27 protein-coding genes are annotated in these 26,898 nt (G+C 66.3%); 15 read left to right on the forward strand and 12 right to left on the reverse strand.

The annotated features are described in order from the left end of the window. Window positions 1-36: 36 nt before the first annotated feature. Complete coding sequence (locus POR01S_RS07860) at window positions 37-1,014, reverse strand: NADPH:quinone reductase (RefSeq protein ID WP_042134991.1); 978 nt, start codon at window positions 1,012-1,014, stop codon at window positions 37-39. A 143-nt stretch (window positions 1,015-1,157) separates the two neighbouring features. On the opposite strand from POR01S_RS07860, the gene hemF reads away from it, so the two are divergent. Further along, the gene (gene hemF / locus POR01S_RS07865; RefSeq protein WP_042134993.1) at window positions 1,158-2,087 is read left to right on the forward strand and encodes an oxygen-dependent coproporphyrinogen oxidase; all 930 of its coding nucleotides are present in this window, start codon (window positions 1,158-1,160) and stop codon (window positions 2,085-2,087) included. 4 nt (window positions 2,088-2,091) lie between these two features. Continuing rightward, on the forward strand, window positions 2,092-2,907 hold the full coding sequence (aroE, locus tag POR01S_RS07870; protein WP_042134995.1) for a shikimate dehydrogenase: 816 nt from the start codon (window positions 2,092-2,094) through the stop codon (window positions 2,905-2,907). 243 nt (window positions 2,908-3,150) lie between these two features. Here aroE and POR01S_RS07875 read toward each other — a convergent pair whose 3' ends face one another. Continuing rightward, window positions 3,151-3,576 carry a hypothetical protein gene (locus POR01S_RS07875; RefSeq protein WP_042134997.1) on the reverse strand — a complete coding sequence of 142 codons (426 nt, stop codon included), beginning with the start codon at window positions 3,574-3,576 and terminating at the stop codon, window positions 3,151-3,153. 71 nt (window positions 3,577-3,647) lie between these two features. Here POR01S_RS07875 and POR01S_RS07880 point away from each other — a divergent pair, with 71 nt between their 5' ends. Beyond that, window positions 3,648-3,998 (forward strand): MerR family transcriptional regulator, encoded by a 351-nt coding sequence (locus tag POR01S_RS07880; RefSeq protein ID WP_027598742.1) that lies wholly within the window; start codon window positions 3,648-3,650, stop codon window positions 3,996-3,998. A gap of 385 nt (window positions 3,999-4,383) precedes the next feature. On the opposite strand, the gene POR01S_RS07885 is transcribed toward POR01S_RS07880, so the two are convergent. Further along, window positions 4,384-4,935: a gamma carbonic anhydrase family protein gene (locus POR01S_RS07885; protein ID WP_042134999.1), complete on the reverse strand. Its 552-nt coding sequence runs from the start codon at window positions 4,933-4,935 to the stop codon at window positions 4,384-4,386. Between the two features lie 44 nt (window positions 4,936-4,979). Between POR01S_RS07885 and prlC the strand changes: the two genes are divergently transcribed. The 5 genes from prlC (at window position 4,980) to gloA2 (ending at window position 9,989) form a co-directional block, all read left to right on the forward strand. Further along, window positions 4,980-7,076, forward strand: a complete 2,097-nt coding sequence (gene prlC, locus POR01S_RS07890; protein ID WP_156045012.1) for an oligopeptidase A — start codon at window positions 4,980-4,982, stop codon at window positions 7,074-7,076. Then, window positions 7,073-7,345 carry a YheV family putative zinc ribbon protein gene (locus POR01S_RS07895; RefSeq protein ID WP_042135003.1) on the forward strand — a complete coding sequence of 91 codons (273 nt, stop codon included), beginning with the start codon at window positions 7,073-7,075 and terminating at the stop codon, window positions 7,343-7,345. Before prlC ends, POR01S_RS07895 begins: the two co-directional genes overlap by 4 nt. Window positions 7,346-7,712: 367 nt before the next feature. After that, window positions 7,713-8,171 (forward strand): anti-virulence regulator CigR family protein, encoded by a 459-nt coding sequence (locus POR01S_RS23985; protein WP_042135005.1) that lies wholly within the window; start codon window positions 7,713-7,715, stop codon window positions 8,169-8,171. Window positions 8,172-8,433: 262 nt separating this feature from the next. Beyond that, window positions 8,434-9,600: a lactonase family protein gene (locus POR01S_RS07905; protein ID WP_027600520.1), complete on the forward strand. Its 1,167-nt coding sequence runs from the start codon at window positions 8,434-8,436 to the stop codon at window positions 9,598-9,600. Further along, window positions 9,600-9,989: an SMU1112c/YaeR family gloxylase I-like metalloprotein gene (gene gloA2, locus POR01S_RS07910; RefSeq protein ID WP_027598748.1), complete on the forward strand. Its 390-nt coding sequence runs from the start codon at window positions 9,600-9,602 to the stop codon at window positions 9,987-9,989. The genes POR01S_RS07905 and gloA2 overlap by 1 nt, the downstream gene beginning before the upstream one ends. A gap of 8 nt (window positions 9,990-9,997) precedes the next feature. Here gloA2 and POR01S_RS07915 read toward each other — a convergent pair whose 3' ends face one another. Then, window positions 9,998-10,981 (reverse strand): choline sulfate utilization transcriptional regulator, encoded by a 984-nt coding sequence (locus POR01S_RS07915; RefSeq protein ID WP_042135007.1) that lies wholly within the window; start codon window positions 10,979-10,981, stop codon window positions 9,998-10,000. 117 nt (window positions 10,982-11,098) lie between these two features. Between POR01S_RS07915 and betC the strand changes: the two genes are divergently transcribed. Together betC and choX are read left to right on the forward strand one after the other, a co-directional pair. Beyond that, the gene (gene betC / locus POR01S_RS07920) at window positions 11,099-12,598 is read left to right on the forward strand and encodes a choline-sulfatase (protein ID WP_042135437.1); all 1,500 of its coding nucleotides are present in this window, start codon (window positions 11,099-11,101) and stop codon (window positions 12,596-12,598) included. Between the two features lie 21 nt (window positions 12,599-12,619). Further along, window positions 12,620-13,537 (forward strand): choline ABC transporter substrate-binding protein, encoded by a 918-nt coding sequence (gene choX / locus POR01S_RS07925; protein WP_042135008.1) that lies wholly within the window; start codon window positions 12,620-12,622, stop codon window positions 13,535-13,537. Between the two features lie 17 nt (window positions 13,538-13,554). Here choX and norR read toward each other — a convergent pair whose 3' ends face one another. Continuing rightward, entirely contained in the window at window positions 13,555-15,093 is a 1,539-nt protein-coding gene (gene norR, locus POR01S_RS07930) for a nitric oxide reductase transcriptional regulator NorR (protein WP_042135010.1), read from the reverse strand. Between the two features lie 131 nt (window positions 15,094-15,224). Here norR and hmpA point away from each other — a divergent pair, with 131 nt between their 5' ends. Next, a complete protein-coding gene (hmpA, locus tag POR01S_RS07935) occupies window positions 15,225-16,394 on the forward strand; it encodes an NO-inducible flavohemoprotein (RefSeq protein WP_042135012.1) in 1,170 nt (389 codons plus the stop codon). Between the two features lie 88 nt (window positions 16,395-16,482). Here hmpA and POR01S_RS07940 read toward each other — a convergent pair whose 3' ends face one another. Beyond that, window positions 16,483-16,710: a DUF1161 domain-containing protein gene (locus POR01S_RS07940; protein ID WP_042135014.1), complete on the reverse strand. Its 228-nt coding sequence runs from the start codon at window positions 16,708-16,710 to the stop codon at window positions 16,483-16,485. Between the two features lie 44 nt (window positions 16,711-16,754). Next, window positions 16,755-16,970, reverse strand: a complete 216-nt coding sequence (locus POR01S_RS07945) for a dodecin (RefSeq protein ID WP_007160169.1) — start codon at window positions 16,968-16,970, stop codon at window positions 16,755-16,757. Window positions 16,971-17,188: 218 nt separating this feature from the next. Here POR01S_RS07945 and POR01S_RS07950 point away from each other — a divergent pair, with 218 nt between their 5' ends. After that, on the forward strand, window positions 17,189-17,512 hold the full coding sequence (locus POR01S_RS07950) for an ElaB/YgaM/YqjD family protein (protein ID WP_007160170.1): 324 nt from the start codon (window positions 17,189-17,191) through the stop codon (window positions 17,510-17,512). 40 nt (window positions 17,513-17,552) lie between these two features. On the opposite strand, the gene POR01S_RS07955 is transcribed toward POR01S_RS07950, so the two are convergent. Next, a complete protein-coding gene (locus POR01S_RS07955) occupies window positions 17,553-18,449 on the reverse strand; it encodes a LysR family transcriptional regulator (RefSeq protein WP_042135016.1) in 897 nt (298 codons plus the stop codon). Between the two features lie 92 nt (window positions 18,450-18,541). Here POR01S_RS07955 and trpB point away from each other — a divergent pair, with 92 nt between their 5' ends. Both trpB and trpA read left to right on the forward strand, forming a co-directional pair. Then, on the forward strand, window positions 18,542-19,750 hold the full coding sequence (trpB, locus tag POR01S_RS07960) for a tryptophan synthase subunit beta (protein ID WP_042135019.1): 1,209 nt from the start codon (window positions 18,542-18,544) through the stop codon (window positions 19,748-19,750). Next, entirely contained in the window at window positions 19,747-20,553 is an 807-nt protein-coding gene (gene trpA / locus POR01S_RS07965) for a tryptophan synthase subunit alpha (RefSeq protein ID WP_007160173.1), read from the forward strand. The genes trpB and trpA overlap by 4 nt, the downstream gene beginning before the upstream one ends. A 732-nt stretch (window positions 20,554-21,285) precedes the next feature. Here the strand turns inward: trpA and POR01S_RS07970 are convergent. The 4 genes from POR01S_RS07970 to gbca form a co-directional block, all read right to left on the reverse strand. Further along, window positions 21,286-21,696 carry a DUF2141 domain-containing protein gene (locus tag POR01S_RS07970; RefSeq protein WP_042135021.1) on the reverse strand — a complete coding sequence of 137 codons (411 nt, stop codon included), beginning with the start codon at window positions 21,694-21,696 and terminating at the stop codon, window positions 21,286-21,288. Window positions 21,697-21,706: 10 nt separating this feature from the next. Next, entirely contained in the window at window positions 21,707-22,339 is a 633-nt protein-coding gene (locus POR01S_RS07975; protein ID WP_042135022.1) for an HAD hydrolase-like protein, read from the reverse strand. A 97-nt stretch (window positions 22,340-22,436) separates the two neighbouring features. Further along, entirely contained in the window at window positions 22,437-24,062 is a 1,626-nt protein-coding gene (locus tag POR01S_RS07980) for a methyl-accepting chemotaxis protein (protein WP_042135024.1), read from the reverse strand. Between the two features lie 82 nt (window positions 24,063-24,144). Continuing rightward, on the reverse strand, window positions 24,145-25,443 hold the full coding sequence (gene gbca, locus POR01S_RS07985; RefSeq protein WP_042135026.1) for a glycine betaine monooxygenase oxygenase subunit: 1,299 nt from the start codon (window positions 25,441-25,443) through the stop codon (window positions 24,145-24,147). A gap of 328 nt (window positions 25,444-25,771) precedes the next feature. Between gbca and gbcB the strand changes: the two genes are divergently transcribed. Beyond that, window positions 25,772-26,869, forward strand: coding sequence for a glycine betaine monooxygenase reductase subunit (gene gbcB / locus POR01S_RS07990; RefSeq protein WP_042135029.1), 1,098 nt, complete (start codon window positions 25,772-25,774; stop codon window positions 26,867-26,869). Window positions 26,870-26,898 lie beyond the last annotated feature (29 nt).

A 26,898-nucleotide genomic window follows, 5' to 3' on the forward strand; every position in this document is an offset into this window, starting at 1 on the left:
TCACGATTTCCCGGCCAGGCGTGCGGGCGTTTTGTCTCAGGGCAACAGGATGGTCGAGCCGCTGGTCTCACGACCCGACAGCGCCCGATGCGCCTCCTGCACCTCGGCCAGTGGATAGCGCCGACCGATGTCCACCTGGATGCGGCCATCGGTGATCAGCTCGAACAGCTGATCGGCCATGTCCTGCAGGGCCTCGGGCGAGGCGGCGTAGGTGGCCAGGGTCGGCCGGGTGACATAGAGCGAGCCTTTCTGCGAGAGGATCCCCAGGTTGACCCCGGTGACCGCGCCGGAGGCGTTGCCGAAGCTGACCATCAGGCCGCGGGGCGCCAGACAGTCCAGCGACATCTCCCAGGTGTCCTTGCCGACGCCGTCGTAGACCACCGGCACCTTGGCCCCGTCGGTCAATTCGCGGACCCGTGCCGGGACGTCTTCTTGGCGATAGTCGATCACCGCCCAGGCGCCCAGCGCCTTGGCCTTTTCCAGCTTTTCCGGCGAGCCGGCGGTACCGATCAGGCGCACGCCCAGGGCCTTGGCCCACTGGCAGGCCAGGGAGCCGACGCCGCCGGCCGCGGCATGGAACAGCACGGTGTCGCCGGCCTGCAGCGGATAGGTCTGGCGCAGCAGGTACTGCACCGTCAGCCCCTTGAGCATGACCGCGGCGCCCTGCTCGAAGGACACGGCTTCCGGCAGGTGCACCAGATGCCGCTCGGGCAGCACATGGACCTCGGCATAGGCGCCCAGCGGGCCGGTGGCATAGGCCACGCGGTCGCCGGCCTTGAAGCGGGTGACCGCACTGCCGACCGCTTCCACCACCCCGGCGCCCTCGGTGCCCAGGCCGGAGGGCAGCGACGGCGGCGGATAGAGGCCGCTGCGGTAGTAGGTCTCGATGAAGTTGAGGCCGATGGCATGGTTGCGCACCTGCACCTCGTCGGGGCCGGGCGCGGCGGGTTCGAAATTCACAAGTTCGAGTACTTCGGGACCACCGGTGCGGCTGAACTGGATGCGCTGGGCCATGCTTGAGTATCTCCTGGTTGGAGCCCTTGGCCGGGCTCTCTTGGGGTGAGCCTTCATCCAAGCCGCAACCGCGGGCCGCGTCAACCGGTCGGATACGGGTGTTATGCTTTCCGCCCTCCCCGCCTGTTGTGGAAATCCTTGCGATGAATCCCTCCCTGGAGGCCGTCAAGGCCTATCTGCTCGATCTGCAGGAGCGCATCTGCGCCGCACTGGAAGCCGAGGATGGCGCCGCCGCTTTCGTCGAAGACGCCTGGACCCGGCCGACCGGCGGTGGTGGCCGCACCCGGGTGATCGCCGAGGGCGCCCTGCTGGAAAAGGGCGGCGTGAATTTCTCCCATGTGCATGGCGACAGCCTGCCGCCCTCGGCCAGCGCCCATCGCCCGGAACTGGCCGGGCGCAGCTTCGAGGCCATGGGTGTCTCCCTGGTGATGCACCCGCGCAATCCCCATATCCCCACCGCCCATGCCAACGTGCGCTTCTTCCTGGCCGAAAAGCCCGGCGAGGCGCCGGTCTGGTGGTTCGGCGGGGGTCTCGACCTCACCCCCTACTACGGCAACGAGGCCGATTGCGTGCACTGGCACCAGGTCTGCCATGACGCCTGCGCGCCCTTCGGCGCCGACGTCTATCCGCGCTACAAGGCCTGGTGCGACCGCTATTTCCACCTCAAGCACCGGGGCGAGCCGCGCGGCATCGGCGGCCTGTTCTTCGATGACCTGAACGACTGGGACTTCGACACCTGCTTCGCCTTCCAGCGCGCCATCGGCGATGCCTTCGTCGACGCCTACCTGCCCATCGTCCAGCGTCGCCGCCACCAGTCGTACAGCGAGGCCGAGCGGGAATTCCAGGCCTATCGCCGCGGCCGCTACGTGGAATTCAACCTGGTCTATGACCGCGGTACCCTGTTCGGCCTGCAATCCGGCGGGCGCACCGAGTCCATCCTCATGTCGCTGCCGCCCGAGGTGCGCTGGGGCTATGACTGGAAACCCGTGCCCGGCTCGCCGGAAGCGCGCCTGACCGACTTCTTTCTCACCGACCGCGACTGGCTCGCACTCGCCCCGACGCCCGCAGGATAGACCCATGGATCGCTACGCCGTCTTCGGCAATCCCATCGCCCACAGCAAGTCGCCGCTGATCCACAGCCTGTTCGCCGACCAGACCGGCCAGCGCCTGCACTACGGGACGCTGCTGGCGCCGCTGGACGGCTTCAGCGAAAGCGCCCGCAGCTTCTTCCAGAGCGGCCTGGGCGCCAATGTCACGGTGCCCTTCAAGGAAGAGGCCTACCAGCTGTGCGATGAACTCACCCCGCGTGCGCGCCGCGCCGGGGCGGTGAACACCCTCAAGCGCCAGGGCAACGGTCGCCTGCTCGGCGACAACACCGACGGCGCCGGGCTGGTGCGGGATCTCACGGTCAACGCCGGTCTGCAGCTGGCCGGTCAGCGCGTCCTGGTGCTGGGCGCCGGCGGCGCCGTACGCGGCGTGCTGGAGCCCTTGCTGGCCTGCAATCCCGAGCAACTGGTGCTGGCCAATCGCACCGAGCTCAAGGCGGTGCAACTGGCGCGGGAATTCGCCGAACTGGGGACGATCGAGGTGGCGGCCTTCTCCACCCTGAGAGCGTCCTTCGACGTCATCATCAACGGCACCTCGGCCAGTCTCGGGGGCGGTCGCCCACCGCTGTCGGAAGCGGTGATCGGTCCACAGACGGTGACCTACGACATGATGTACGGCAAGGACCTCACCCCCTTCAACCGCTGGGCCCTGGACGAGGGTGCCTTCCACACCTTGGACGGCCTGGGGATGCTGGTGGAACAGGCCGCCGAGGCCTTCGAACTCTGGCGCGGCGTGCGCCCCGACAGCGCGCCGGTGCTGGCGGAGTTAAGGCGGCAGTTGGGGTGAGGGGCAAGGCGCGGCTTGTTGGGCGAGGGCCATACTGGGCATGCCAAGGCCGCCGTTGCTAGGGGCTCGAATCGCGGCCATGGGCCGCTCCTACGGGATATATAACCTCTGTAGGAGCGGCCCATGGCCGCGATGAGACAGCACAGCAGCGCACGCAGTTAGGAGCAGCCGTATCGGCGGACAGCCACGGCCGCGATTGAGAGTCTTGCTGTGTGGGGTATGGCGAAGCCCGACGGACAGGCGTCAGCCCAACACTTGAGGTTGAACGCCGCGGGATACAGGAGACACCGGCCAAGCTTGGGCTATACCGAAGCCGATTTCGACCAGCAGAAACACCGCCAGCAAGGGACTGGCGCCCTGGTACAGCGCCCAGGCCTGCCAGAGGCCGAACAGGCCCCTGGCGACGGCATCGTAGCGTCCCAGCAGCAGCGAAGGCTTGGCCAGGCGCAGCACCGCCCAGACGCACACCAGGGAGCCGAGCAGATTGCCCAGCAGCAGGGCTTCCGGCGGGAATGCCGCCAGGGGCGCCAGGCCCAATGCCTGGCCGAGCTCGTCGAGCTGTCGTAGCAGCCAGGCGAGACTCCAGGGGGTGGCGAAGGGCGCGGTGACCAGCAGATCATAGAGGGCGCTGGCACGGACCAGTCGCAGATAGGGCGCAAGCTTCCACATGGACGGACTTCCTTGAACGAGAGGAAGTCCAGTGTCGACCCTGGAGCAAGGTCCAGGGTCAAGGAGAACGGATGCGGATCGGCACCCTCGCCCAGGCCACCGGCCTGAGTCGCGACACCCTGAGATTCTACGAGCGCCAGGGACTGCTCCAGGCGCGGCGGCGGGCCAACGGCTATCGCGACTATCCACCCGAAGCCGTGGAATGGCTGGGCTATATCCGCACCGCCCAGCGACTGGGTTTCAGCCTGCAGGAAATCGCCGCCAACCTGAAGGACGTCGAGCGCGCCGCCGATCCGGATGCCTATCTGCAAGAACTGCTGCGCGACAAGCTCAGGGTCATAGAAGCGCGCATCGACGAATTGCAGGCGTTGCGTGGGGTGCTGTATTCGCGCTTGGGTGAAGCTTGTCCGCTGCGGGGGTAGCCGAGCGTTGGGCTTCGCTGCGCTCAAGCCAACCTACCAACTGGAGATGGCCGCCTGCTCTGACAGCCCCTTCTCCCCTTGGGAAAGTGTTGGGTGAGGGCGTACCCGCGCAATGAAGTCACCCGTGGAAAAGGCTGCGCCGTTTTCCACGCTACTGTGCTATTGCGCCAGGTGCCGTTCCTACGGGCTGGGTATAACGGCTGATCGTAATCGGGCCGGAGATGCTGGAGATGGACGCCTGCTTTGATAGCCCCCTCTCCCCTTGGGAGAGGGTTGGGGTGAGGGCGTACCTGCGCAATGAAGTCATCCGTGGAAAAGGCTGCGCCGTTTTCCACGCTACGGTGCTGTACTCAACCCAACCCAACCCGACCAGTTATCGCAACGCTTACGCCCCCTCCTCCCCATACCCCTCGGCCAGATGCTGGTCCTTGAGCTTCACGTAGTTGCCGGCGCTGTAGGTGAAGAAGGCGCGTTCCTTTTCCTCCAGCGGTCGCACCTGCTTGACCGGGCGACCGACGTAGAGATGGCCGCCTTCCAGCCGCTTGCCCGGCGGGACCAGGCTGCCGGCGCCGATCACCACGTCATCCTCCACCACCGCGCCGTCCATGACGATGCTGCCCATGCCCACCAGCACCCGGTCGCCGATCGTGCAGCCGTGCAGGGTCACCTGATGGCCGACGGTGACGTCGTTGCCGATCAGCAGGGGATAGCCGTCCGGGTTGAAGGGGCCGGCGTGGGTGATGTGCAGCACGCTGCCGTCCTGGATACTGGTGCGGGCGCCGATGCGGATGCGATGCATGTCGCCACGGATCACCGTCAGCGGCCAGATCGAGCTGTCTGCGTCGAGGGTCACGTCGCCGATCACCACCGCGGTGGCGTCGACGAAGGCGCGTTCGCCCAGTTGCGGGGTCTTACCCTGGAAGGTCCTTATGGTCACGATAGATACCTTTTCTCGTCGGAAGGGTCTTGAGACCTATTAGGATGGGCTCCATATATAACTGTCAAAGCCATCGCCCCGAGGGGAACGCCGTGAGCGCCAGCAATCCGCTGCTTCAGTCCCATGACCTGCCGCCCTTTTCCGCCATCAAGCCCGAGCACGTCGAGCCGGCCATCGATACCATCCTGGCCGAGAACCGTGCCGCCCTGGCCAAGCTGCTGGAGACCCAGAAGGAACACCCCACCTGGGCCGGCCTGGTGCTGGCGATGGACGAGCTGAACGATCGGCTGGGCCAGGCCTGGAGCCCCATCGGCCACCTCAACGCCGTGTGCAACAGCGCCGAGCTGCGCGCCGCCTACGAGGCCTGCCTGCCCAAGCTGTCGGCCTATTCCACCGAGATCGGCCAGAACAAGGACCTCTTCCAGGCCTACAGCCGCCTGGCCGAGAGCGAGGAAGCCAAGGGCTTCGACGTCGGTCAGAAGACCACCTTGGAACACGCCCTGCGCGACTTCCGCCTGTCCGGCATCGATCTGCCGCCAGCCGAGCAGCAGCGCTATGCCGCCATCCAGGCGCGCAAGTCCGAGCTGGGCAGCAAGTTCTCCAACCAGCTGCTCGACGCGACGCAGGCCTGGACCAAGCACCTCACCGACGAAGCCGCCCTCGCCGGCCTGCCCGAGTCGGCCAAGGCCCAGCTGCAGGCCGCCGCCCAGGCCAAGGAGCTGTACGGCTGGCTGGTGACCCTGGAATTCCCCAGCTACTACGCGGTGATGACCTACGCCGACGACCGCGCCCTGCGTGAAGAGGTCTATGCCGCCTATGCCACCCGCGCCTCCGAACAGGGTCCCAACGCCGGCCAGTTCGACAACGGCCCGGTGATGGAGGAATTGCTCGACCTGCGCCAGGAACTGGCCCGCCTTCTGGGCTACGCCAACTACGCCGAGCTGTCGCTGGCCACCAAGATGGCCGAGAGCAGCGACCAGGTGCTGGGTTTCCTGCGCGACCTCGCCGTGCGCTCAAAGCCCTTCGCCCAGCGCGACCTGGAAGAATTGCGCGCCTTCGCCGCCGAACAGGGCGTGCAGGATCTGCAGAGCTGGGACACCGGCTACTTCGCCGAAAAGTTGCGCCAGCAGCGCTATTCCCTGTCCCAGGAAGAGGTCCGTGCCTGGTTCCCGGTGGACAAGGTGCTGTCCGGCCTGTTCGCCACCGTACAGAAGCTCTATGGCATCGAGATCGCCGAGCTGCGCGACTTCGAGAAGTGGCATCCGGATGTGCGCCTGTTCGAGATCAAGGAAAACGGCACCTCCATCGGTCGCTTCTATTTCGATCTCTATGCCCGCGCCAACAAGCGTGGCGGTGCCTGGATGGACGGTGCCCGCGACAAGCGCCGCGATGCCCAGGGTCGGCTGATCGATCCGGTGGCCTACCTGGTCTGCAACTTCACCCCGGCCAGCCCCGGCAAGCCGGCGCTGCTCACCCATGACGAGGTAACCACCCTCTTCCACGAATTCGGCCATGGCCTGCACCACCTGCTGACCCGCGTCGAGCACGCCAGCGTCTCCGGCATCAACGGCGTGGCCTGGGATGCGGTGGAGCTGCCCAGTCAGTTCATGGAGAACTGGTGCTGGGAGCCCGAGGGCCTGGCGCTGATCTCCGGTCACTACGAGACCGGTGAGCCGCTGCCCCAAGAGCTGCTGGACAAGATGCTGGCGGCCAAGAACTTCCAGTCCGGCCTGATGATGCTGCGCCAGCTGGAATTCTCGCTGTTCGACTTCGAGCTGCATGCCAGCCACGGCGATGGCCGCAGCGTGCGCGAGGTGCTGGAAGGCATCCGCGACGAGATCTCGGTGGTACGGCCGCCGGCCTACAACCGCTTCCCCAACAGCTTCGCGCACATCTTCGCCGGCGGTTATGCGGCGGGTTACTACAGCTACAAGTGGGCCGAGGTGCTGTCCGCCGATGCCTTCGCCAAGTTCGAGGAGGAAGGCGTCTTCAACCCCGAAACCGGCCGGGCCTTCCGCGAAGCCATCCTGGCCCGCGGCGGCTCCCAGGCCCCCATGGTGCTGTTCGTCGACTTCCGCGGTCGCGAGCCAAGCATCGACGCCCTGCTCCGCCATTCCGGGCTGAGCGAGGAGGCGGCGTGAGCGAGCCGATCCGCAAGAGGTTCATCGCCGGGGCGGTCTGCCCGGCGTGCCAGGCGCAGGACACCCTGAAGATGTGGACCCAGGAGGGCACGCCCCATCGCGAGTGCGTCTCCTGTGGCTACAGCGACACCCTGGACGAGCGCGGCAATTCGGTCCCCAAAGAATTGCCGACGCGAGTCAATATCAGGGCGCTCAAGCCCAAGAAGCCCGATCCCACCGTGCAGGCCGTGCAGTTCTTTCCTAATCCCAAGCTGAAGAAGACGGATTAGGCAGCGGTGACCTTCGACAAGACCGCGCCCGGGATCACCCGGGCGCGGTCTTGCTGTTTTTGGGTCGAGTGAAATCGATCCGCATAGGACTTCTGCAGCGATGAAAACAGGCTTCAGCGCAGGGGGTCTCAAGCTTTATCCACAAAAAGCGGATTCGATAGCCAGCCGATCGTCTTTTTAATCCATTGATACTAAAGGCTTTTTATTTGGTCCATGGCTGAGATTAGGGATTTCTCATGAAGTTATACCGATTTTATCCCCGATTTATCCACAGGCTGCGCATCCGTGAATGACCCGGGAGTCTTTTTCCGCGATCGGACTCCAAGGGGATAACCGCCACCCTCGTCCCCCATGAGGAAAGCCCCCCATGCGTACCCTCCTCGCTGCTGCAGCCTTCTGTCTGACCTGTAACCTGGCCCTGGCCGCGCCGCCGGATCACGAACCTGGCGGGCCCAAGGGACCGCACGGGCCGGGCTGGCAGGAACAGGGTGGTCCCAAGGGCCAGGGACCCGGTCCCAAGGCGCATGATCAGGGTCGTCCGGGTGCCGGACCGGCCGCCGGCGGGCCGCCCGATCTGGGACCGGCGCGGGAGCGCATCAAGGCGCTGCGGGGACAGATCGGCCGTGGGGGTGACCTGCCCCCGGGTCTGCGTCTGGAGCGTGGGCGTCCTCTGCCAGCCGGCTACGGCCGCGCCCTGCCCCCGGACATCGCCCGCCAGTTGCCTGACTATCCCGGCTACGAATGGCGACGCCTGGGTACCGACATGGTGCTGGTCGCCGTGGGCACCGGACTCGTCTACGCCATCCTGCAGGGCGTGCTGGACTAGTCCGCCCAATTCTTTTGCCGGCAGCCCGCGGGCACCGCCGACTTCACCACAGGCTCTGGCACGGGCTCCCGGGGCCGGCCGCTCGGGCGTGGCCCGCCGGTGCGCCGGCGCAGGCGATAAATGGCGAAATCCCTCTGGCACAGTGCCAGCCCGGATTTTAGTAGAATAGCCGCCGCGCGCGGCCGCCTTCCGCCTCCAGACGGTAGGGAAACCGGGCCGCCTCGCATCGGTCTCAACGCCCATCGCTCGCCAAGGATTTCCCATGAGAGCTCTGCCCCGTCTGCTGCCGCTGGCCCTGTTCGCCCTGCTCGTGGGGCACAACGCCCCGGCCCGCGCCGAACCCGGTCTGTTCAATCTGCTGGTCGGCAGCTACACCGCGGGCAGCAGCCAGGGGTTGTATGTCTATCGCTTCAACAGTCGCAATGGTCAGATCGATGGCCCGCTGCGCATCGTCAAGGCGTCCAATCCCTCGTTTCTGACCCTGTCTCGCGATGGCCGGACCCTGTTCGCCGTCAACGAGAATGGCCGGGGCTCTAGCGGCGACAGCATTGGCCGGGTCACCTCCTATCGCTTCGAACCGGGCAATGGCCGCCTGCAGCAGGTCAGCCAGGTCAAGAGCCTGGGCGACGAGCCGACCCATTCCAGCCTCAGCACCGACGGCAAGTTCCTCTTCGTGGCCAACTACTCCAGCCTGCCGGAAGGCTCTCTGGCGGTGCTGCCGATCCAGGACGGCGGCGTGCTCAGTCCGGTGGCGCAGATCGAATTCCACCAGCCCAGCGAACAGCACCCGCGCCAGCAGTCGAGCCATGTGCATGCGGCGGTGACCACCCCGGACGGCCGCTTCGTCTTCGCCCCGGATCTGGGCGCCGATAAGGTCTTCGTCTATCGCTATCTGCCGCAGCAGCCGGAGCGGCCGCTGGTGGCCGCCGAGACGCCCTTCGTGCCGGTGCCGGAAGGCAGCGGGCCGCGTCACCTGGTGTTCAGCGCCGATGGCCGCTACGCCTACCTGACCCTGGAACTGGCCGGGCAGGTGATGGCCTTCGCCCACCAGGACGGCATGCTGCGGCAGTTGCAGAGCTACAGCCTGACGCCCCAGGAATTCACCGGCGAGCGGGATGCCGGCGCCCTGCACCTGTCCGGTGACGGGCGTTTCCTCTACGTCGCCAGTCGCGGCACCGACAACCAGCTGGCGGTATTCGCGGTGAATCCCGACGGTACCCTGACCTTTGTCGAGCGCCATCCGGTCAACGGCCTGTCGCCACGGGAATTCGCCATCGATCCGTCCGGGCGCTTCCTGCTGGTGGCCAACCAGAAATCCAATCAGCTCAAGGTCTTCGCCCGGGATCCCGACAGCGGCAAGCTCGGCGACGAACTCCAGAGCCTGGACGTTGGCGCGCCAGCCGACCTCAAATTCGTCGCGGTACCCTGATGACCCACTTCGATCGTCTGCACCACGTGGCGCTGATCTGCGCCGACTACCAACGCTCCCGGCACTTCTACACCGAGATCCTCGGGCTGCCGGTGATCGCCGAGACCTATCGCGAGGCCCGGCGTTCCTGGAAGCTGGATCTGGCGGTGGGCGCGCATGCCCAGCTGGAGCTGTTTTCCTTTCCCGATGCGCCGCCGCGGCCCTCGCGCCCGGAAGCCCAGGGCCTGCGTCACCTGGCGTTTGCCGTGGCCGACCTGGACGCCACCGTCGCCCACCTGCAGGGCCATGGCGTGGTCACCGAGCCGATCCGCACCGACGAACTGACCGGCAAGAGATTCACCTTCTTCGCCGATCCGGACGATCTGCCGCTGGAAGTCTACGAGCGCTAGCGCGCCGCTCAGGTCGCCAGCCGCGCGCCGGCCAGGGACTCGCGCGGCAGCTCCAGTTCTTCCAGCAGCCAGTCGAGAAAGCGCTGCACCAGCCGCTGGCGCCGCTTGCGCTCGGGCAGGATGGCGTAATAGCCATAGCGCGAGGTGGCCAGCCCGGCGAAGGGGCGACAGAGCAGCTCCTGCTGCAGCAGGTCGTCCACCAGGTGGCGCCAGCCGATCGCCAGGCCCTGGCCGGCGATGGCCGCCTGGATCACCAGGGTGTAGTTGTCGAAGCTCAGCACCGCACCGGACGGGGCCGCGGGCAGGGGCGCCAGGTCCAGCGCCGGCAACAACGTCTTCCAGTCATACCAGCGGCTGTTGGGCGCCGCCTTGAGATGCAGCAACGGCCACTGACCCAGCTCCAGGACGGGTAGCGGCGGCTGCCGACCCTGGAGCAGCCGCGGACTGCACACCGGAAAAACCTCTTCGCGAAACAGTGGCCAGGCTTCGCCATGCTTGAAGCGGCCGTCGCCAAAGCCCAGGGTGATGTCGATCTCCGGACCGGGCAGGGGCACCCTGTCGCTGGTCACCAGGCTGACGTCCAGCTCCGGATGGCGGGCATGGAAACGTGGCAGACGCGGCAACAGCCAGTAGGCGGCAAAGGCGAAATCGGTGGCCACCTGCAGCACCTCATGGGCGGGGCGGGCGGTAACCAGCCGCACCCCCTCGTCCAGGGTGGCGAGACCGGCCTCGACGTATTCCTGCAGCAGCCGTCCGGCTTCGGTGAGCAGGATGCCGCGATGGACGCGATCGAACAGCCGCACCTGCAACTGGGCTTCCAGGCGCTTGATCTGCTGGCTGATGGCCGGCTGCGTGGTGCCCAGTTCGCCCGCCGCCGCGGTAAAGCTCAGGCGGCGCGCCACCACCTCGAAGGTGCGCAGGCTGTCCAGCGCCAGGGCAGGGCGGTCGGCAGGGGCGGCGTCCAAGAGTATGTTTCCATGGCGATTGGTCATAAGCCTAGCTTATCCGAAACATCATCCCCAGTGGCCTTCACGCAGATTTTTCAGCATTGGATGATGGGTCACCCATAAGCAACCCTGATCCTAGCGGAGGCGCTCTTGTCCAAGCCGATGAACATCCTCTTTCTCATGGCCGACCAGATGGCGGCGCCCATCCTGCCGCTGTACGACGCCGCATCGCCGATCAAGCTGCCGAACCTGCAACGCCTGGCCGAACAGGCCGTGGTGTTCGACTCCGCCTACTGCAACAGTCCGCTGTGCGCACCCTCGCGCTTCACCCTGGTGAGCGGCCAGCTGCCGTCGAAGATCGGTGCCTACGACAATGCCGCCGACTTCGCCGCCGACATCCCCACCTATGCCCACCACCTGCGCCGCCTCGGCTATCGCACGGCGCTGTCGGGCAAGATGCATTTCTGCGGACCGGATCAGTTGCACGGCTACGAAGAGCGCCTGACCAGCGACATCTATCCCGCCGACTACGGCTGGGCGGTGAATTGGGACGCGACGGACGTGCGCCCGAGCTGGTACCACAACATGTCCTCGGTGCTGCAGGCCGGGCCCTGCGTGCGCACCAACCAGCTGGATTTCGACGAAGAGGTGGTCTTCAAGGCGCGCCAGTACCTCTACGATCACGTGCGTCGCGGCGATGACCAGCCGTTCTGCCTGACCGTGTCCCTGACCCATCCGCACGATCCCTACACCATCCCCCGCGAGTTCTGGGACCTGTACAACGAGGTCGACATCCCGCTGCCGCAAGGCGCCATCCCCCAGGCCGAGCAGGATCCCCACAGCCAGCGCCTGCTCAAGGTGATCGACCTCTGGGACAAGCCGCTGCCCGAGGCCAAGATCCGCGACGCCCGCCAGGCCTACTACGGTGCCTGCAGCTACGTCGACGCCCAGGTCGGCCACCTGCTCAAGACGCTGGAGGAATGCGGTCTGGCCGACGACACCGTGATCGTCTTTTCCGGCGACCACGGCGACATGCTCGGTGAGCGCGGACTTTGGTACAAGATGCACTGGTTCGAGATGGCCGCGCGGGTACCGCTGCTGATCCATGCGCCCGGTCGCTTCGCCCCGGCGCGGGTGCAGGCCTCGGTGTCGACCCTGGACCTGCTGCCGACCTTCGTCGAGCTGGCTGGCGGCCAGCTGCCGGACGAGCTGCCGCTGGATGGCCGCTCGCTGCTGCCGCACCTGGAAGGCCGGACCGGGCACAACGAGGTGATCGGCGAATACCTGGCCGAGGGCACCGTCAGCCCGCTGCTGATGATCCGCCGTGGCGCCTACAAGTACATCCACTGCGAACTGGATCCGCCACTGCTGTTCAATCTGCAGAACGATCCGCTGGAGCGTGAGAATCTGGCCGACAGCGCCGACTACGCCGAGTTGCTCGTCAGCTTCCAGGCCGAGGTCCGCCAGCGCTGGGACCTGCCGCGCCTGCACGCCGAGGTGCTGGCCAGCCAGCGGCGCCGCCGCTTCGTCGCGGCGGCCCTGGAGCAGGGCGAGCGGACCAGCTGGGATCACCAGCCCTTCGTCGATGCCAGCCAGCAGTACATGCGCAATCACATCGACCTCGACGACCTGGAGCGTCGCGCCCGCTACCCTCAACCCTGAACCGTTAACAGGAGCACGGCCATGAAACACCGAATCATCGCTACCTTCACGCTGGCCCTGGTCAGCCTGTCGGCCCAGGCCGAGGACCAGGCCTGCGCAACGGTTCGCCTGGCCGATCCGGGCTGGAGCGACATCGCCGCCACCAACGCCCTCACCGGCGCGATCCTGGGTGCGCTGGGCTACACCGGCAAGGTCGAGACCCTGGCGGTGCCGATCATCTATGGCGGCATGCGCAACGGGCAGGTGGATGCCTTCCTCGGCAACTGGATGCCGGCGCAGCAGGCGCACTATGACCAGTTCGTGAAGACCGGGCAGGTCACCGAGCTGGCGCAGAATCTGGTCGGGACCGAATTCACCCTGGCGGTGCCCACCTATGTCTGGGAAGGCGGGGTGAAGAGCTTCGATGACCTGGCCAAGCATGCCGACCAGTTCGGCAAGAAGATCTACGGCATCGGCGCCGGCGCGCCGGCCAACCAGTCGCTGCAGAAGATCATCCAGGACAACGAGTTCGGTCTGGGTGGCTGGCAACTGGTGGAGTCCAGCGAGCAGGCCATGCTTTCCCAGGTCGGGCGCGCGGTGAAGCGCGACAAGGGGGTGGTCTTTCTCGGCTGGACCCCGCACCCCATGAACGTCGACTACCCCATCAAGTACCTGACCGGCGGCGACAAGTACTTCGGCACCGCCGGCACGGTCAACACCCTGACGCGCAAGGGCTACGCCGAGCAGTGCCCCAATCCGGCCCGCCTGCTGAGCAACATGAAATTCACCCTGGACATGGAGAACGCCGTCATGAGCGCCGCGCGGGACAAGGGCGGCAGCTACGATACCGCCGCCAAGGCGTGGCTCAAGGCCCATCCCCAGGTGCTGGAGCCCTGGCTACAGGGCGTCACCACCCGCGATGGCCAGCCGGGCCTGCCGGCGGTACAGAAAGCCCTGTGAGCGCTATGGCCTGAGGGCTACCTGAGACCGAGCCGCCGCGCCAGGCGGGCGAGGTTGGCGCGATCCAGATCGAGGGCGGCGGCGGCCAGGGTCCAGTTCTGGCCGTGCTGTTCCAGCGCCAGGGTGATGGTCTGGCGCTGGAAGGCATCGGTAGCCTCCCGCAGGGAGGTGGGGGGCAGGGCGGCATCCTCCTCGGGCACGGGCGCGGGTCCCAGTGGCAGGCCGAGCTGATCGCTGTCCAGGGTCAGGATGCCGCCGCGTTCCTCGCTGCCGGCATGGGCCTTGAGCGCCGCCCGGCTGATGAGGTGGGAGAGTTCGCGCACGTTGCCCGGCCAGTCGTAGGCCAGCAAGGTGCGCTGCGCCGCGGGTGTCAGCCGGAGGCCACGCAGGCCCAGGCGAGCACGATTCTGCTCCAGGTAGAAACCGGCCAGCAGCAGGACGTCGCGACCGCGCTCACGCATGGCCGGCACGGCCAGCGGATAGACGCTCAGGCGATGGTAGAGGTCGGCGCGAAAGCGCCCGGCGCGCACGCACTCGGCCAGGTCGCGATTGGTGGCGGCGATGATGCGCACGTCCACCTTGAGATCGCGATCCGAGCCCAGCCGCTGCAACTGGCCACTCTGCAGCACCCGCAGCAGCTTGGCCTGCACCGTCAGCGGCAATTCGCCGACCTCGTCGAGAAACAGGGTGCCGCCGTCGGCCAGCTCGAAGCGCCCGCGGCGGTCGCTCACCGCGCCGGAAAAGGCCCCGCGCACATGGCCGAAGAGTTCGCTTTCCACCAGGGCCTCGGGCAGGGCCGCGCAGTTGAGGCTGATCAGCGGCCGCTGCTGGCGCAGGGAGCGCGCGTGCACGGCTTCGGCCACCAGCTCCTTGCCGACGCCGGTCTCGCCGGTGATGAGCACCGTCAGGTCACTGGCCGCCACGGTCTCGATCTCCTGCCGCAGGCGCAGGCTGGCCGGACTCTGGCCGATGAGTTCACGGGGCCGCTGGTGCCCCACCGATTGCTGATAGGCCACGGTCAGCTCGTGCTCGCTGACGATGCGCGCGGAGAGCTGACCGATGCGCTCGGCGGCCGCCACGGTGGCGGCCGCCAGCCCGGCGAAGGCGGCGAGGATGGTGAGATCCTCGGGCTGGGCATTCTGCGCCTGCAGCGAATCCAGGGTCAGCAGGCCCCAGAGCTGGTCCTGCACATAGAGCGGACAGCCCAGGCAGTCGTGGACCTCCAGATGGCCCTGCACGCCCTCCACCAGGCCATCGTAGGGATCGGGCAGGTCGCAATCGACGGCGAAGCGGGTCGGCGCGCGACTCGCCAGCAGCAGCGCCAGGCGCGGGTGCTCGCCAACCTTGAAGCGGCGGCCCAGGGTGTCGGCCGCGAGACCCCTTACCGCCAGGGGCACTAGGACATCGCCATCCAGGCGCAACAGGGCCACCGCATCGAAGGGCAGGACCTTGCGCAGGGCATCGAGCAGGCTGGCGTAGCGCTGCTGATCGGGCAGGTCGCGGGCCAGATCCGCCACCAGGGGCACCATGGCTTCGAGCAGGGTGGTACGGGTCAATTTGACCTCGGCGAGTCATAGGGACCTGGTCATTATGACAAGCTCCCTAGATAAAAGCCTGATCTGGCGCAGTTTTTTGGTTGGCACGACTTGTGATACGGCCAGGGCAGTCCTGTTTGGAGATCCCTGCCATGCTGTCATCAGACCAAAAGGCCATCATCAAGGCCACCGTCCCCCTGCTGGAAACCGGCGGGGAAATCCTGACCCGGCATTTCTACGACAGATTGCTCGGCGACAACCCCGAGATCCGCCCGCTGTTCAACGGTGCCCACCAGGCCAGCGGTGCCCAGGCCCGGGCGCTGGCGCGCGCGGTGCTGATGTACGCCCGCTACATCGATCGCCTGGATACCCTGGGGCCGCTGGTGGAGCAGATCGTCAACAAGCACGTCTCGCTGCAGGTGCAGCCGGACCACTATCCGCTGGTGGGCATCGCCCTGCTGCAGAGCATCCGCGAGGTGCTGGGCGCCGAGGTGGCCACCGATGCGGTGATCGACGCCTGGGCCGCCGCCTATGGCCAGCTGGCCAATCTGCTGATCGGTGCCGAGGAGCAGCGCTACGCCGCCCAGGCCGAGGCGCCCGGTGGCTGGCGTGGTGGGCGGGCGTTCCGCATCGCGCGGATCGAGCCGGAAAGCGAAGAGATCAGCTCCTTCTACCTGGAGCCGGTGGACGGCCTGCCGACCAGCATCGCCCAGCCCGGCCAGTACCTGGGGCTGAGCCTGACGCTGGACGGGGTCGAATACCGCCGCAACTACTCGATCTCGGCCGCCAGCGAAGGCCGTGGCTATCGCATCAGCGTCAAGCATCAGCCGGGTGGGGTGGTCTCGCGCTACCTGCATACCGACGCCCATGAGGGCACCGTGCTGCAGGTCTTCGCACCGGCCGGCGAGTTCGTCCTGCAGGAATCGACCAAGCCGCTGCTGCTGATCGCCGGTGGCGTCGGCATCACGCCGCTGCTGCCCATGGTGTCGGCGGCGCTGCCGAGCGGGCGGCCGATCCAGCTGATCCATTGCACCCGCCATGTCGGGGTCCAGGCCTTCGGGCACTGGCTGGAAGAGCAGGCCGCCCACCATCCACAACTGCAGCTGTATTTCTGCTACAGCGAACCGGTGGCGGAAGAGGCCTATGCCTCGCGCCTGGATCGGGCGCGCCTGCAGCGTTGGCTGCCCAAGGATCGCGACCTGGACGTCTATCTTCTCGGCCCGCAGCCGTTCATGGCCCAGGTGCGCCGTGATCTGCTGGAGCTGGGCGTGCCGGAAAAGCAGATCCGCCATGAGTTCTTCGGACCCGCCTCGGACCTCTGAAAAAAAGACGCCCACTGCCGTTGGGCAGTGGGCGTCTCTTCGCGAGAACCCAGGCGCCACCTGTGGGTAGCGCCCTGCGGTCCTGGACCTAGCGACGCTGGTAGACGATGTCCTTGCTACCGCCTTCACAGCTGCCCACCACCTTGGCGGAGGCGCTGGCACTGCCCTTGTCCACCACCTCGAGGCTGTAGTTCGCCACCTGCTTGGCCTGCAGCTTGGCATCGATATCGGCCTTGACCGTGTCGCACGAGGTGCCGGCGGCAAAGGCACCGCCGCTCAGGGCCAACAAACCGAGGGTGATCACGATTCTACGCATCTTGCCTGTCCTTTTGCGGGGGGGAGGGAGGTCTGGAATGCTGCTCAGCTGGCTTCGATACGGAAGCCGATCTTCAGGGTGACCTGATAATGGGCCACCTTGGCGTCCTGGATATGACCGCGGATTTCACCCACCTCGAACCATTCCAGGTTCTTGACCGACTTGGCGGTCTCGGCGAGGGCGTTGTTGATGGCGTCCTCGACACTGGTGGTGGAAGAGCCAACGATTTCCAGCTTCTTGTAGGTGTGATGATCGGACATGAAACTCTCCTGGGTCAGCAATGACGGGCGCTGCAGCGGTTAGCCGGCAACGCGTTGACCGGTGTCGCGGTCGACTCGCCGGGAAGGGTGCCTCTGCCATTTGAGGCCGCGAAAGGCCCCGATAAGTTCACTGCCCAGGCTCTCGCCCACGGCTTTGCAGCACTTTCCAACGGCTCGGTAGTCACATTTCCTGAATCCGTCCATCCCAGGAGGTTGTCATGGCCCGTAACACCGATTACCAGGCGTCCATCGCCAGCATCGAGAACGAAATCAACAGCCTGCTCGACTCGCTGGCATCGCTGAAGAAGAACGCTGCACGCGAATCCCGCAGCAGTCTGAATTCCTTCAAGAGCACCGCTCGCGAAGCCCTGCACCATTCGGGCGATTCGCTGGAAGAGGTCTATGACGACGTGCGTCGCCTGACCCGTCAGTACGGGCGCGCCGCCAGCGGCGTGGCGCGCGAACATCCCTGGGCCACCGTCGGCATCGCCGCCGGCGTGACCGTCCTGGTCGGCTGGGCGCTGCTGCGCGGCGACCACTGATCGTGGCGGTTCGAGGCATCCTCAAGGGGTGCCTCGGGCGCTAGCGCTCGGCCAGCTCGGTTCTGAGCCAGGCCGCCAATCGCTCCACCCGTTCATCCGCCAGCCGACCCGGCGCCCACAGCGCCAACTCCGCACCGGTCGCCGCAAAACCCCAGGGTGCCACCAGCCGGCCCGCCTTCAGATCCGCCGCCACCAGTGGCTCCGGCGCGATCGCCACGCCCAATCCCGATAGCGCCGCCTCCAGCAGGTAATAGAGGTGCTCGAAGCCCTGCCCGTACTCCAGCTCCGGTGCCTCCAGGCCCTGGGTGGCGAACCACTGTGGCCAGGCCTGGGGCCGTGACAGGGTGTGCAGCAGGCGTTCCGCCAGCAAGGCCTGCAGGTCGCCGTCCCGCAATCTCAGATAGGCCGGGCAATAGGGGCTCAGCACCGGACCGATGCGCTCAGGCGCCAGGTGATAGGGCATCACGTCCTGTGGCGGCGCCGTCTCGGTGAACAGCAGGCTGGCATCCAGGCCGGCAGCGGCCAGCGGGGTGTCGTCGGTACGGGTCGAAAGGTGCAGGCGCAACTCCGGCAGATCGCGATTGAGGCGATCCAGCCGCGGAATGAACCAGCGCGCCACCAGACTGCCCGGGCAGCCCAGCACGAAGGGCCCCTGGCGACTGCCGGCCTTGAGTTCGGCGCTCACCTCGCGCAGGCGCTCGAAGACCTCGCCACTCACCTCGCGCAGCCGCAGACCGGCTTCGGTCAACGCCAGACCACGGCCTTCGCGACGAAACAGCGCCACCCCCAGTTGTTCCTCCAGCGCACGGATCTGGCGACTTACGGCGCCATGGGTCACGTGCAGCTCGTCCCCGGCACGGCTCATGCCACCCAGACGAGCAGTGGCTTCGAAGGCGCGCAGGGCATTCAGGGGAGGCAGGTCGCGGGGATCGCTCATCTGTGAGATTTCCTGACGGGTCATCGCGATCTTATCGATTTATCAGCGGCACTCAAGCAGGTAAGGTAGATCCATCTTCGCAGGAGAATCCCATGACCCAGACCGCTTATCGCCAGGGCCCCGACGCTCAAGGCATGTTCGGCCAGTTCGGTGGCCGCTATGTCGCCGAAACCCTGATGCCGCTGATCCTTGATCTGCAGCGCGAATACGAGACCGCCATGGACGATCCGGCGTTTCTCGAGCAACTGGCCTACTTCCAGCGCGACTACGTCGGTCGGCCCAATCCGCTGTACTTTGCCGAGCGCCTGACCGAGCACTTCGGCGGCGCCAAGATCTATCTCAAGCGCGAAGAGCTGAACCACACCGGCGCGCACAAGATCAACAACTGCATCGGCCAGATCCTGCTGGCCAAGCGCATGGGCAAGACCCGCATCATCGCCGAGACCGGCGCCGGCATGCACGGCGTGGCCACCGCCACCGTGGCCGCGCGTTTCGGCCTGCCCTGCGTCATCTACATGGGCAGCACCGACATCGACCGCCAGCAGGCCAACGTCTTCCGCATGAAGCTGCTGGGCGCCGAGGTAATTCCGGTCACCTCCGGTACCGGCACCCTCAAGGACGCCATGAACGAGGCGCTACGCGACTGGGTGACCAATGTCGCCGACACCTTCTACCTGATCGGTACCGTGGCCGGTCCGCACCCCTATCCGGCCATCGTCCGCGATTTCCAGGCCGTGATCGGTCGGGAGACCCGCGCCCAGATCCTGGAGAAGGAAGGACGCCTGCCCGACAGCCTGATCGCCTGCGTCGGTGGTGGCTCCAACGCCATGGGCCTGTTCCACGAATTCCTCGATGACACTGACGTCGCCATCATCGGCGTCGAAGCCGGCGGCCACGGTGTCGACACCAGCAAGCACGCCTCCAGCCTCAACGGCGGGATGCCCGGGGTGCTGCACGGCAACCGCACCTTCCTGCTGCAGGACGACGATGGCCAGATCATCGACGCCCACTCGATTTCCGCCGGCCTGGACTACCCCGGCATCGGCCCGGAGCACGCCCACCTGCACGACGTGAAGCGCGTGGAATACGTGCCGATCAACGACGACGAGGCGCTCAAGGCCTTCCACCAGACCTGCCGCCTGGAAGGCATCATCCCGGCGCTGGAAACGGCTCACGCCTTGGCCGAGGCCTTCAAGCGCGCGCCGCACCTGCCCAAGGACCACCTGATGGTCATCTGCCTCTCGGGCCGCGGCGACAAGGACATGCAGACCGTGATGAGTCACCTGGGAGACAAGCTATGAGCCGCCTGGAAACCCGCTTCGCCGCGCTGAAGGCCGAGGGCCGTGCGGCCCTGGTCACCTACACCACCGCCGGCGATCCGGACTATGACACCGCTCTGGCCATCCTCAAGGGCCTGCCGGCGGCCGGTGCCGACGTCATCGAGCTGGGCATGCCCTTCACCGATCCCATGGCCGACGGCCCGGCCATCCAGGCCGCTGCCCTGCGCGCCCTGCAGGCGGGTCAGAATCTGGCCAAGACCCTGGAGATGGTGCGCGACTTCCGACGTGGGGAAGGCGAGACGCCGCTGGTGCTGATGGGCTACTACAACCCCATCCATCGCTATGGCGTGGAGCGCTTCCTGGCGGAAGCCGCCGAAGCGGGCGTGGATGGCCTGATCGTGGTCGATCTGCCACCCGAGCACGACGCCGAGCTGGCGCTGCCAGCCCAGGCCGCCGGCATCGACTTCATTCGCCTGACCACCCCGACCACCGACGACGCCCGCTTGCCGCGGGTGCTCAACACCAGCTCCGGCTTCGTCTACTACGTGTCCGTCGCTGGCGTCACCGGTGCCGGCTCGGCCACCACCGAACACGTCGAGGCCGCCGTGGCGCGCCTGCGCCGCTTCACCGACCTGCCCCTGGCCGTCGGCTTCGGCATCCGTACCCCCGAGCAGGCGCGGGTGATCGCTCGCATCGCCGATGGTGTGGTGGTGGGCTCGGCCTTCGTCGATCAGATCGCCAAGGCCGAGTCCTCGGGCGCTGCCATCGACGGCGTGCTCGGCCTCTGCAAGCAGCTGTCGGACAGCGTGCGCACCGCGCGCTAGGCCCTCGCCAGCCTCGAAAAAGACCGCATCAGGCGGTCTTTTTTTATGTCCGGACAGCCTGCAAGCTGTGCATAACTTTGTGGGCAGTCTGTTCGCTATCGGCGCAAAGCCGCGTGCCAGAAGGGCTGGGCAGGTATTGTCCCTGTTGATCGAATCTGCTACGACCTCACTCGTTGAGTCAGGCTGCGAACGCCGGACCGCCTTGCCGTCATTGCCCGACAGGTAAAGGCTGTGGATAAGCCTTGGGCAAGTTGTCAGCAACCGATCAGGCGGTTGTCCGGACAAAATTGTTCATTAAATAGCCAATTTCGTTCAGGTCGCTCAGGCGGCCGAAGGCGCACTCCGCGGTCCGGTTTTCCCACATCTGCTGTGTGCGTGCCTGTGGAAAAGATGTGGGACCTGGCCTGTACGCCATGGCTGGCAAGGCCTGCAGGGGATCGTACAAAAAATGATCAATCCTCTTTTAGGTGTTTTCCACAACCCACAATAGAGCTGCATAGGGCTGTGGATAGGTTGTTCGTCTAGTGCCAGAGGCCATAGCTGGCGCGGCTTCCAGAGAATCGATCAAATAATGACCAGTTTTCCGGGTTATTCCCGAGTCAAGGGATTTCTGCTGCCAGCCCAAGGAGTTATCCACGTCTGTTCAGCGCCGTACTCAGCGATCGCCGCTAAAAGCCCTGTGGATAAGTCTGTTGATTTTCTGTTTGGAAGCCTGTGTACGACAGCATTGGTCTAGCGCAGCGTCACCTGCTGGAGCAGGCCTGCGGCCGGCAGGGTGAAGGCGCATTCCTCGAAGGTGGCCATGCGCATGCGCAGTGGCGGATTGTTGCTGTAGCCGTATTGTTCGGCGGGCATGCCGATGAAATTGGTGTCCAGCGAGCTGTTGCCGTTGCTGTCGTGGATGACCGACACGGCATAGCGCCCGGGCGGCAGCTCGAAGCGCTGCTCCTGGGTACCCGCCTGCGCGGCGAGATGGGCCTGGGCCACGGGCGTCTTGTGCGCTTTCCAGGCCGCTTCGCTATCGAATACCGCCAGCAGCAACTGGCCCCCCGAGGCATCGACCGTCTCCACCCGTACCTGCAGTTCGGCGGCCTGCAAGAGACCGCTCAGACCGAGACCAGCAACCAGCAACAGAGACTTCATGGGCATTCCTTCAGCAGGGGGAGGGCAGCAGCCGCAGCAACTCGGCCGGTTGTTCGAAGAAAAGATCGGGTTGCTGCGCGCGCAGCGTCGTGGGGCAGCCATAGCCCCAGGCCACGGCGGCGCAGCCCAGTCCGGCGCGGCGAGCGGCCTGCAGATCGCGCAGTTCGTCACCGACATAGAGGGCCTCGGCCGGCGTAATCCCCTGGCGGTGGAGCAGGCGCTTCAGACGCCGCGCCTTGCCCAGCAGGGGGATGTCGAATTCGCCAGCGGCGAACAGGCGTCCGGCCTGGGGTAACACCTGGTGCACGGCCGCGGCGGAGTTGGAAGTCGCCAGGCCCAGCTGCAGACCACTGGCCTGCAAGCGGTCGAGGGTGGCGGGAATCTCGGCGAAGGGCAGGACCTGAGCGCCACGCTGGACCAGCAGGCGGCGATAGTGCCGGGCAATGCGGGGCACCTGCCAGAGCGGGATGCCCAGGCTGTCGAGCAGACCGGTCAGGGAGGAGGCGCGCAATCGGGGCCATTCGTCGGCGGCTGGTTGGCGAAAGCCATGGGTCTGCGCCAGCTCGCCGAGACAGCTCAGCAGAAAGGGCAGGCTGTCCGCCAGGGTGCCGTCGAAGTCGAAGATGACGTAGCGATAGCTCATGCGAGAGAGGCGCGGTGGGCGAAGGCGCCAGCGTAGCGGTCGCCTCCCGGTTTTGCCACCGCGACGGGATCCGGCAGGGGCGTCCCTGCCGGACAGGTCACACGCGGAAGCGGCGGATCTGGCCGTTGAGCTCCACTGCCAGTTCGGAGAGCTGCTGGCTGGCGGCGCGGGTCTGCTCGGCACCGGCGGCGGTCTGCACCGACAGATCGCGGATGCGCACCAGGTTGCGATCCACCTCGCGGGCCACCTGGGCCTGCTCTTCGGCGGCGCTGGCGATCACCAGGTTGCGCTCGTCGATGCCCGACACCGACTGGGCGATGGCGGCCAGGGCGGCGTTGGCCGACTGCGCCTGCTCGCGGGTCTGGCGGGCCTGGTCGGCACTGGTCAGCAGCGCATCGACGGTCTGGCCGGTGCCCTGCTGGATGCTGCCGATCATGCCTTCGATCTCGCGGGTGGATTCGCCGGTGCGATGGGCCAGGGCGCGGACCTCGTCGGCGACCACGGCGAAGCCACGACCGGCATCACCGGCACGCGCCGCTTCGATGGCGGCGTTGAGCGCCAGCAGGTTGGTCTGCTCGGCGACCGAGCGGATCACGTCCAGCACCTGGCTGATGTTGCGGGTCTGCTCGGCCAGCTGGCGGGCCTGCTCGCTGGCACCCAGCACGTTTTCGGTAAGCACCTCGATGGCGCCCAGGGTATCGCCCAGCTGCCGCTGGCCCTGACGCGCGGTATCGGCGGCCTGGCGCGATTCGGACGAGGTGGAGGTGGCGTTGCCAGCCACCTCGTCCACCGCCTGGCTCATCTCGGTGACGGCGGTGGCCGCCATCTCGATCTCGCTGTTCTGCTGCTGCAGGCCGTGGGCGCTCTCCTGCATGACTGCGGTCATCTCCTCGGCGGCCGAAGCCAGCTGGGTAGCGGAGTGGCCCAGGTGGCCCAGGGTGTCGCGCAGATTGGTCTGCATCTGCTGCATGGCCTGCAGCAGCTGGGCGGCTTCGTCGTGACCGCGGGTATCCAGGGTCTGGGTCAGATCGCCATTGGCGATGGTCCGGGCGGCGGCGACGGCCTCGGCGATCGGCCGGGTCATGCTCAGGGTCAGGCGCCAGGCCAGCAGCACGGTCAGACCCAGGGCCAGGGCGATCACGATCCAGGTGATGGAGGTGGCCTGGGCATAGGTCTCGCCGGAGTGCTGGGAGGCGGCCTTGATGTCTTCCTGGTTGATCTTGCGCAGGGCTTCGGTGCGCTCGTTCATCTGCACGCCGAGCTGGGCCATGCTGGTCTGGATCAGGCTGCGGGCTTCGTCGAGCTTGCCGGCGCCGATCAGGTCGGCCAGTTGCGCGGTGTAGCGGACATAGTCGCCGTGGATCTGGCGCAGGGCATCGAAGGCCTGGCGCTCGCGATCGCCGCTGAGGAGTTTTTCATAGCGACCGAAACCGGCGCCGATGTCGGCGTTGATGCTGTCGATCTTCTTGCGTGTGTTGGCGACGGTGGCGGCATCCGGAATGGCCAGCAGACGCAGCACCTCGACCCGGGTGCGGGCCAGTTGCAGGGCGAGGTTGTCGGCTTCGACGATGCTGGGCACGTTGTTGGTTTCAATCACCTGGCCCTGGGTACGGATCTGCGACAGTTGCAGCAGTCCGAACAGGCCCAGACTGGCCACGAGGATGGCCAGCAGGCCGAAACACAGCACACTGCGGATAGCGAGGGAGAAGGAACGAAAAGTCACGGCGGCAGCCCCGGTGAAGAGTGAGGCCCCCTTTAACGGCTAGGGTCACCGTGACTTTATGGTCATCCGTCTTAAATATGACTTATGCGCTGGTAGAGCCGACCTGATGCAGGTGCGGCGCCGGTTGCTCCTCGCCCAGGTTGTTGAGCAGCCGCTCGCTGTACCAGTCGATGAAGTTGATCACGCCAAATTCGTAGGTCTTGGAATAGGGACCTGGCTGATAGGCCTTGGAGTTGATGCCGCGCTGGTTTTCCTCGGCCAGCCGGCGGTCCTGGTCGTTGGTGGCATCCCAGACCTTGCGCAGATTGACCGGATCGTAGTCGACGCCTTCCACGGCATCCTTGTGCACCAGCCACTTGGTGGTCACCACGGTCTCGGTCGGACCCAGCGGCCAGACGGTGAAGACGATCATGTGATCGCCCATGCAGTGGTTCCAGGAGTGCGGCAGGTGCAGGATGCGCATGGAGCCCAGGTCCGGGTCCTTGATGCGACCCATGAGTTTCTTGCAGCCGGGCTTGCCGTCCATGGTCATGGACACGGTGCCAGCGAGCAGCGGCATGCGCACGATGCGGTTGCGCAGGCCGAAGCTGGCATGGGCGTAGGGGATGTTGTCGGCGTCCCAGCGGCTGGTGCAGGCGGCGACCTGATCCTTGAACGCCTGAGAGGCGCGCGGATCGGTGACGTCGTCCCACTCCAGCAGGGTGTTCAGCAACTCGGGGTGGGAGCCGTTGCAGTGGTAGCACTCGCGGTTGTTTTCCAGCACTAGCTTCCAGTTGGCCTGCTCGACCAGGTCGGTGCGCACCGCGACCTTGGTGTTCTCCATGTCGTACGGCTCCATGTAGTGCTCGAGCGTACGCAGGAAGTCGTCGATGGCCGGCGGTTCGTCGGCCAGGGAGATGAAGATGTAGCCGCCGGCGGTCTTGACGTGAACCGGCTTGAGGTTGAAGTCGGCCATGTTGAAGTCGGCGCCCATCTCGGTGCCGGCGAACAGCAGGCGGCCATCCAGCTCGTAGGTCCACTGGTGGTAGGGGCAGACCAGCTTGGCGACCTTGCCCTTGTCGCTGACGCAGAGGCGCGAACCCCGGTGACGGCAGACGTTGTGGAAGGCGTGCACCTTGCCCTCGGCACCGCGGACCACCAGGATGGGGTTGTCACCCAGCTGCAGGGTGATGAAGTTGCCCTTGGTGGGGATCTCGCAGGTCATGCCGGCGATCAGCCATTCCTTGCCGAAGATCTCCTGCATGTCGATCTGGAACAGGCGCTCGTCGTTGTAGAACGGCTGGGGCAGGGAATAGGTGCGCTCGCGGGTGCGCAGCATCTCGGCCGTGGCCTTGCGGGCCGGATCGAGAGGGTCGCCCAAACTCAAGGTGCTGACGTCCATCGTACATCCTCGTGGCCACCGCGGCGGGTGGCGAAAGTGGTTGGTCACGGTATTGCAAGGCTGTTGGCCGACGGGGCAGGGCCGCCGAATGACCCCGGGTGTCGCCCGTCGCGCGCTGTTCAGGTTCGGCTTGGGGCGGAGTGTGGGGCCGGAGCCGGGAGGGGGCCTTGCTCATGGGCGACATGGCCGACGCTGTTCACGACGCCCCAGCCCTTGCCATTGCTGGGCCGGTCGCCATCGGCATGTGGATGTCGCGATTGGGAAAGTGGCGGTCGTGGGGCCCTCCCAGAATCGCCGCCAATAGCCCCAGTGGCAGTCGAGGTGCGTCATGAATACCTTCCTCAACCCCGTAACTACCCAGACCTGGACCAATGGCCGCCACCCCGTGCGCTGCGTCAAGGTCATCCAGGAAACCTGGGACGTGCGCACCTTCTGCTTCACGGCCGAAATCCCGCTGATGTACTTCTTCAAGCCGGGCCAGTTCGTGACCCTGGAACTGGAGATCGACGGCCGCCAGGTGATGCGCTCCTACACCATCTCCAGTTCCCCCTCGGTGCCCTACAGCTTTTCCATCACCGTCAAGCGCGTGCCGGGCGGCCAGGTGTCCAACTGGCTGCACGACAACATGAAGGTCGGCGACAACCTGGCCGTGCACGGGCCGGTCGGCCTGTTCAACGCCATCGACTATCCCGCCGACAAGGTGCTCTACCTCTCCGGCGGCGTCGGCATCACCCCGGTGATGTCCATGGCGCGCTGGTTCTACGACACTAACGCCAGCGTCGATATGGTCTTCGTGCACAGCGCCCGCACCCCGCGCGACATCATCTACCAGGGCGAGCTGGAGCACATGGCCGCGCGGATCGACAACTTCGCCCTGAACCTGGTGTGCGAGCGCACCGAGCACGGCGAGTCCTGGGCCGGCTATCGCGGCTACTTCGACCGCCGCATGCTGGAGCTGATGGCGCCGGACTTCCGGGAGCGCGAGATCTTCTGCTGCGGCCCCACGCCCTACATGAACGCCGTCAAGACCATGCTCCGCGAGCTGGACTTCGACATGACCCACTACCACGAGGAATCCTTCGGCGCGACGCCGCCGGAAGCCAAGGTGGAGGCCGCCGAGCAGGCCGAAGCCGCGGCCGAGCTGCCGCCGATTCCCCTGGAAGCCCAGTGCAACGTCGCCTTCACCGAGAGTGGCAAGAGCGTCAACATCGGCCCCGGCGAAACCATCCACGGCGCCGCGGCCAAGCTCGGCCTGCACATCCCCAAGGCCTGCGGCATGGGCATCTGCGGCACCTGCAAGGTGCTCAAGAAGAGCGGCGAAGTGGTCATGGACCACAACGGCGGCATCACCGAGGAAGACGAAGCCGAAGGCTACATCCTGTCCTGCTGCAGCATCCCGCAAGGGGATGTGCAGATCGAGTTCTGAGGAGGCAGGTTGGGCGGAGGTGGCTCCAT

Origin of the sequence: Pseudomonas oryzihabitans NBRC 102199 (genome assembly GCF_000730625.1) — a bacterium.
GTDB classification, from domain to species: domain Bacteria; phylum Pseudomonadota; class Gammaproteobacteria; order Pseudomonadales; family Pseudomonadaceae; genus Chryseomonas; species Chryseomonas oryzihabitans.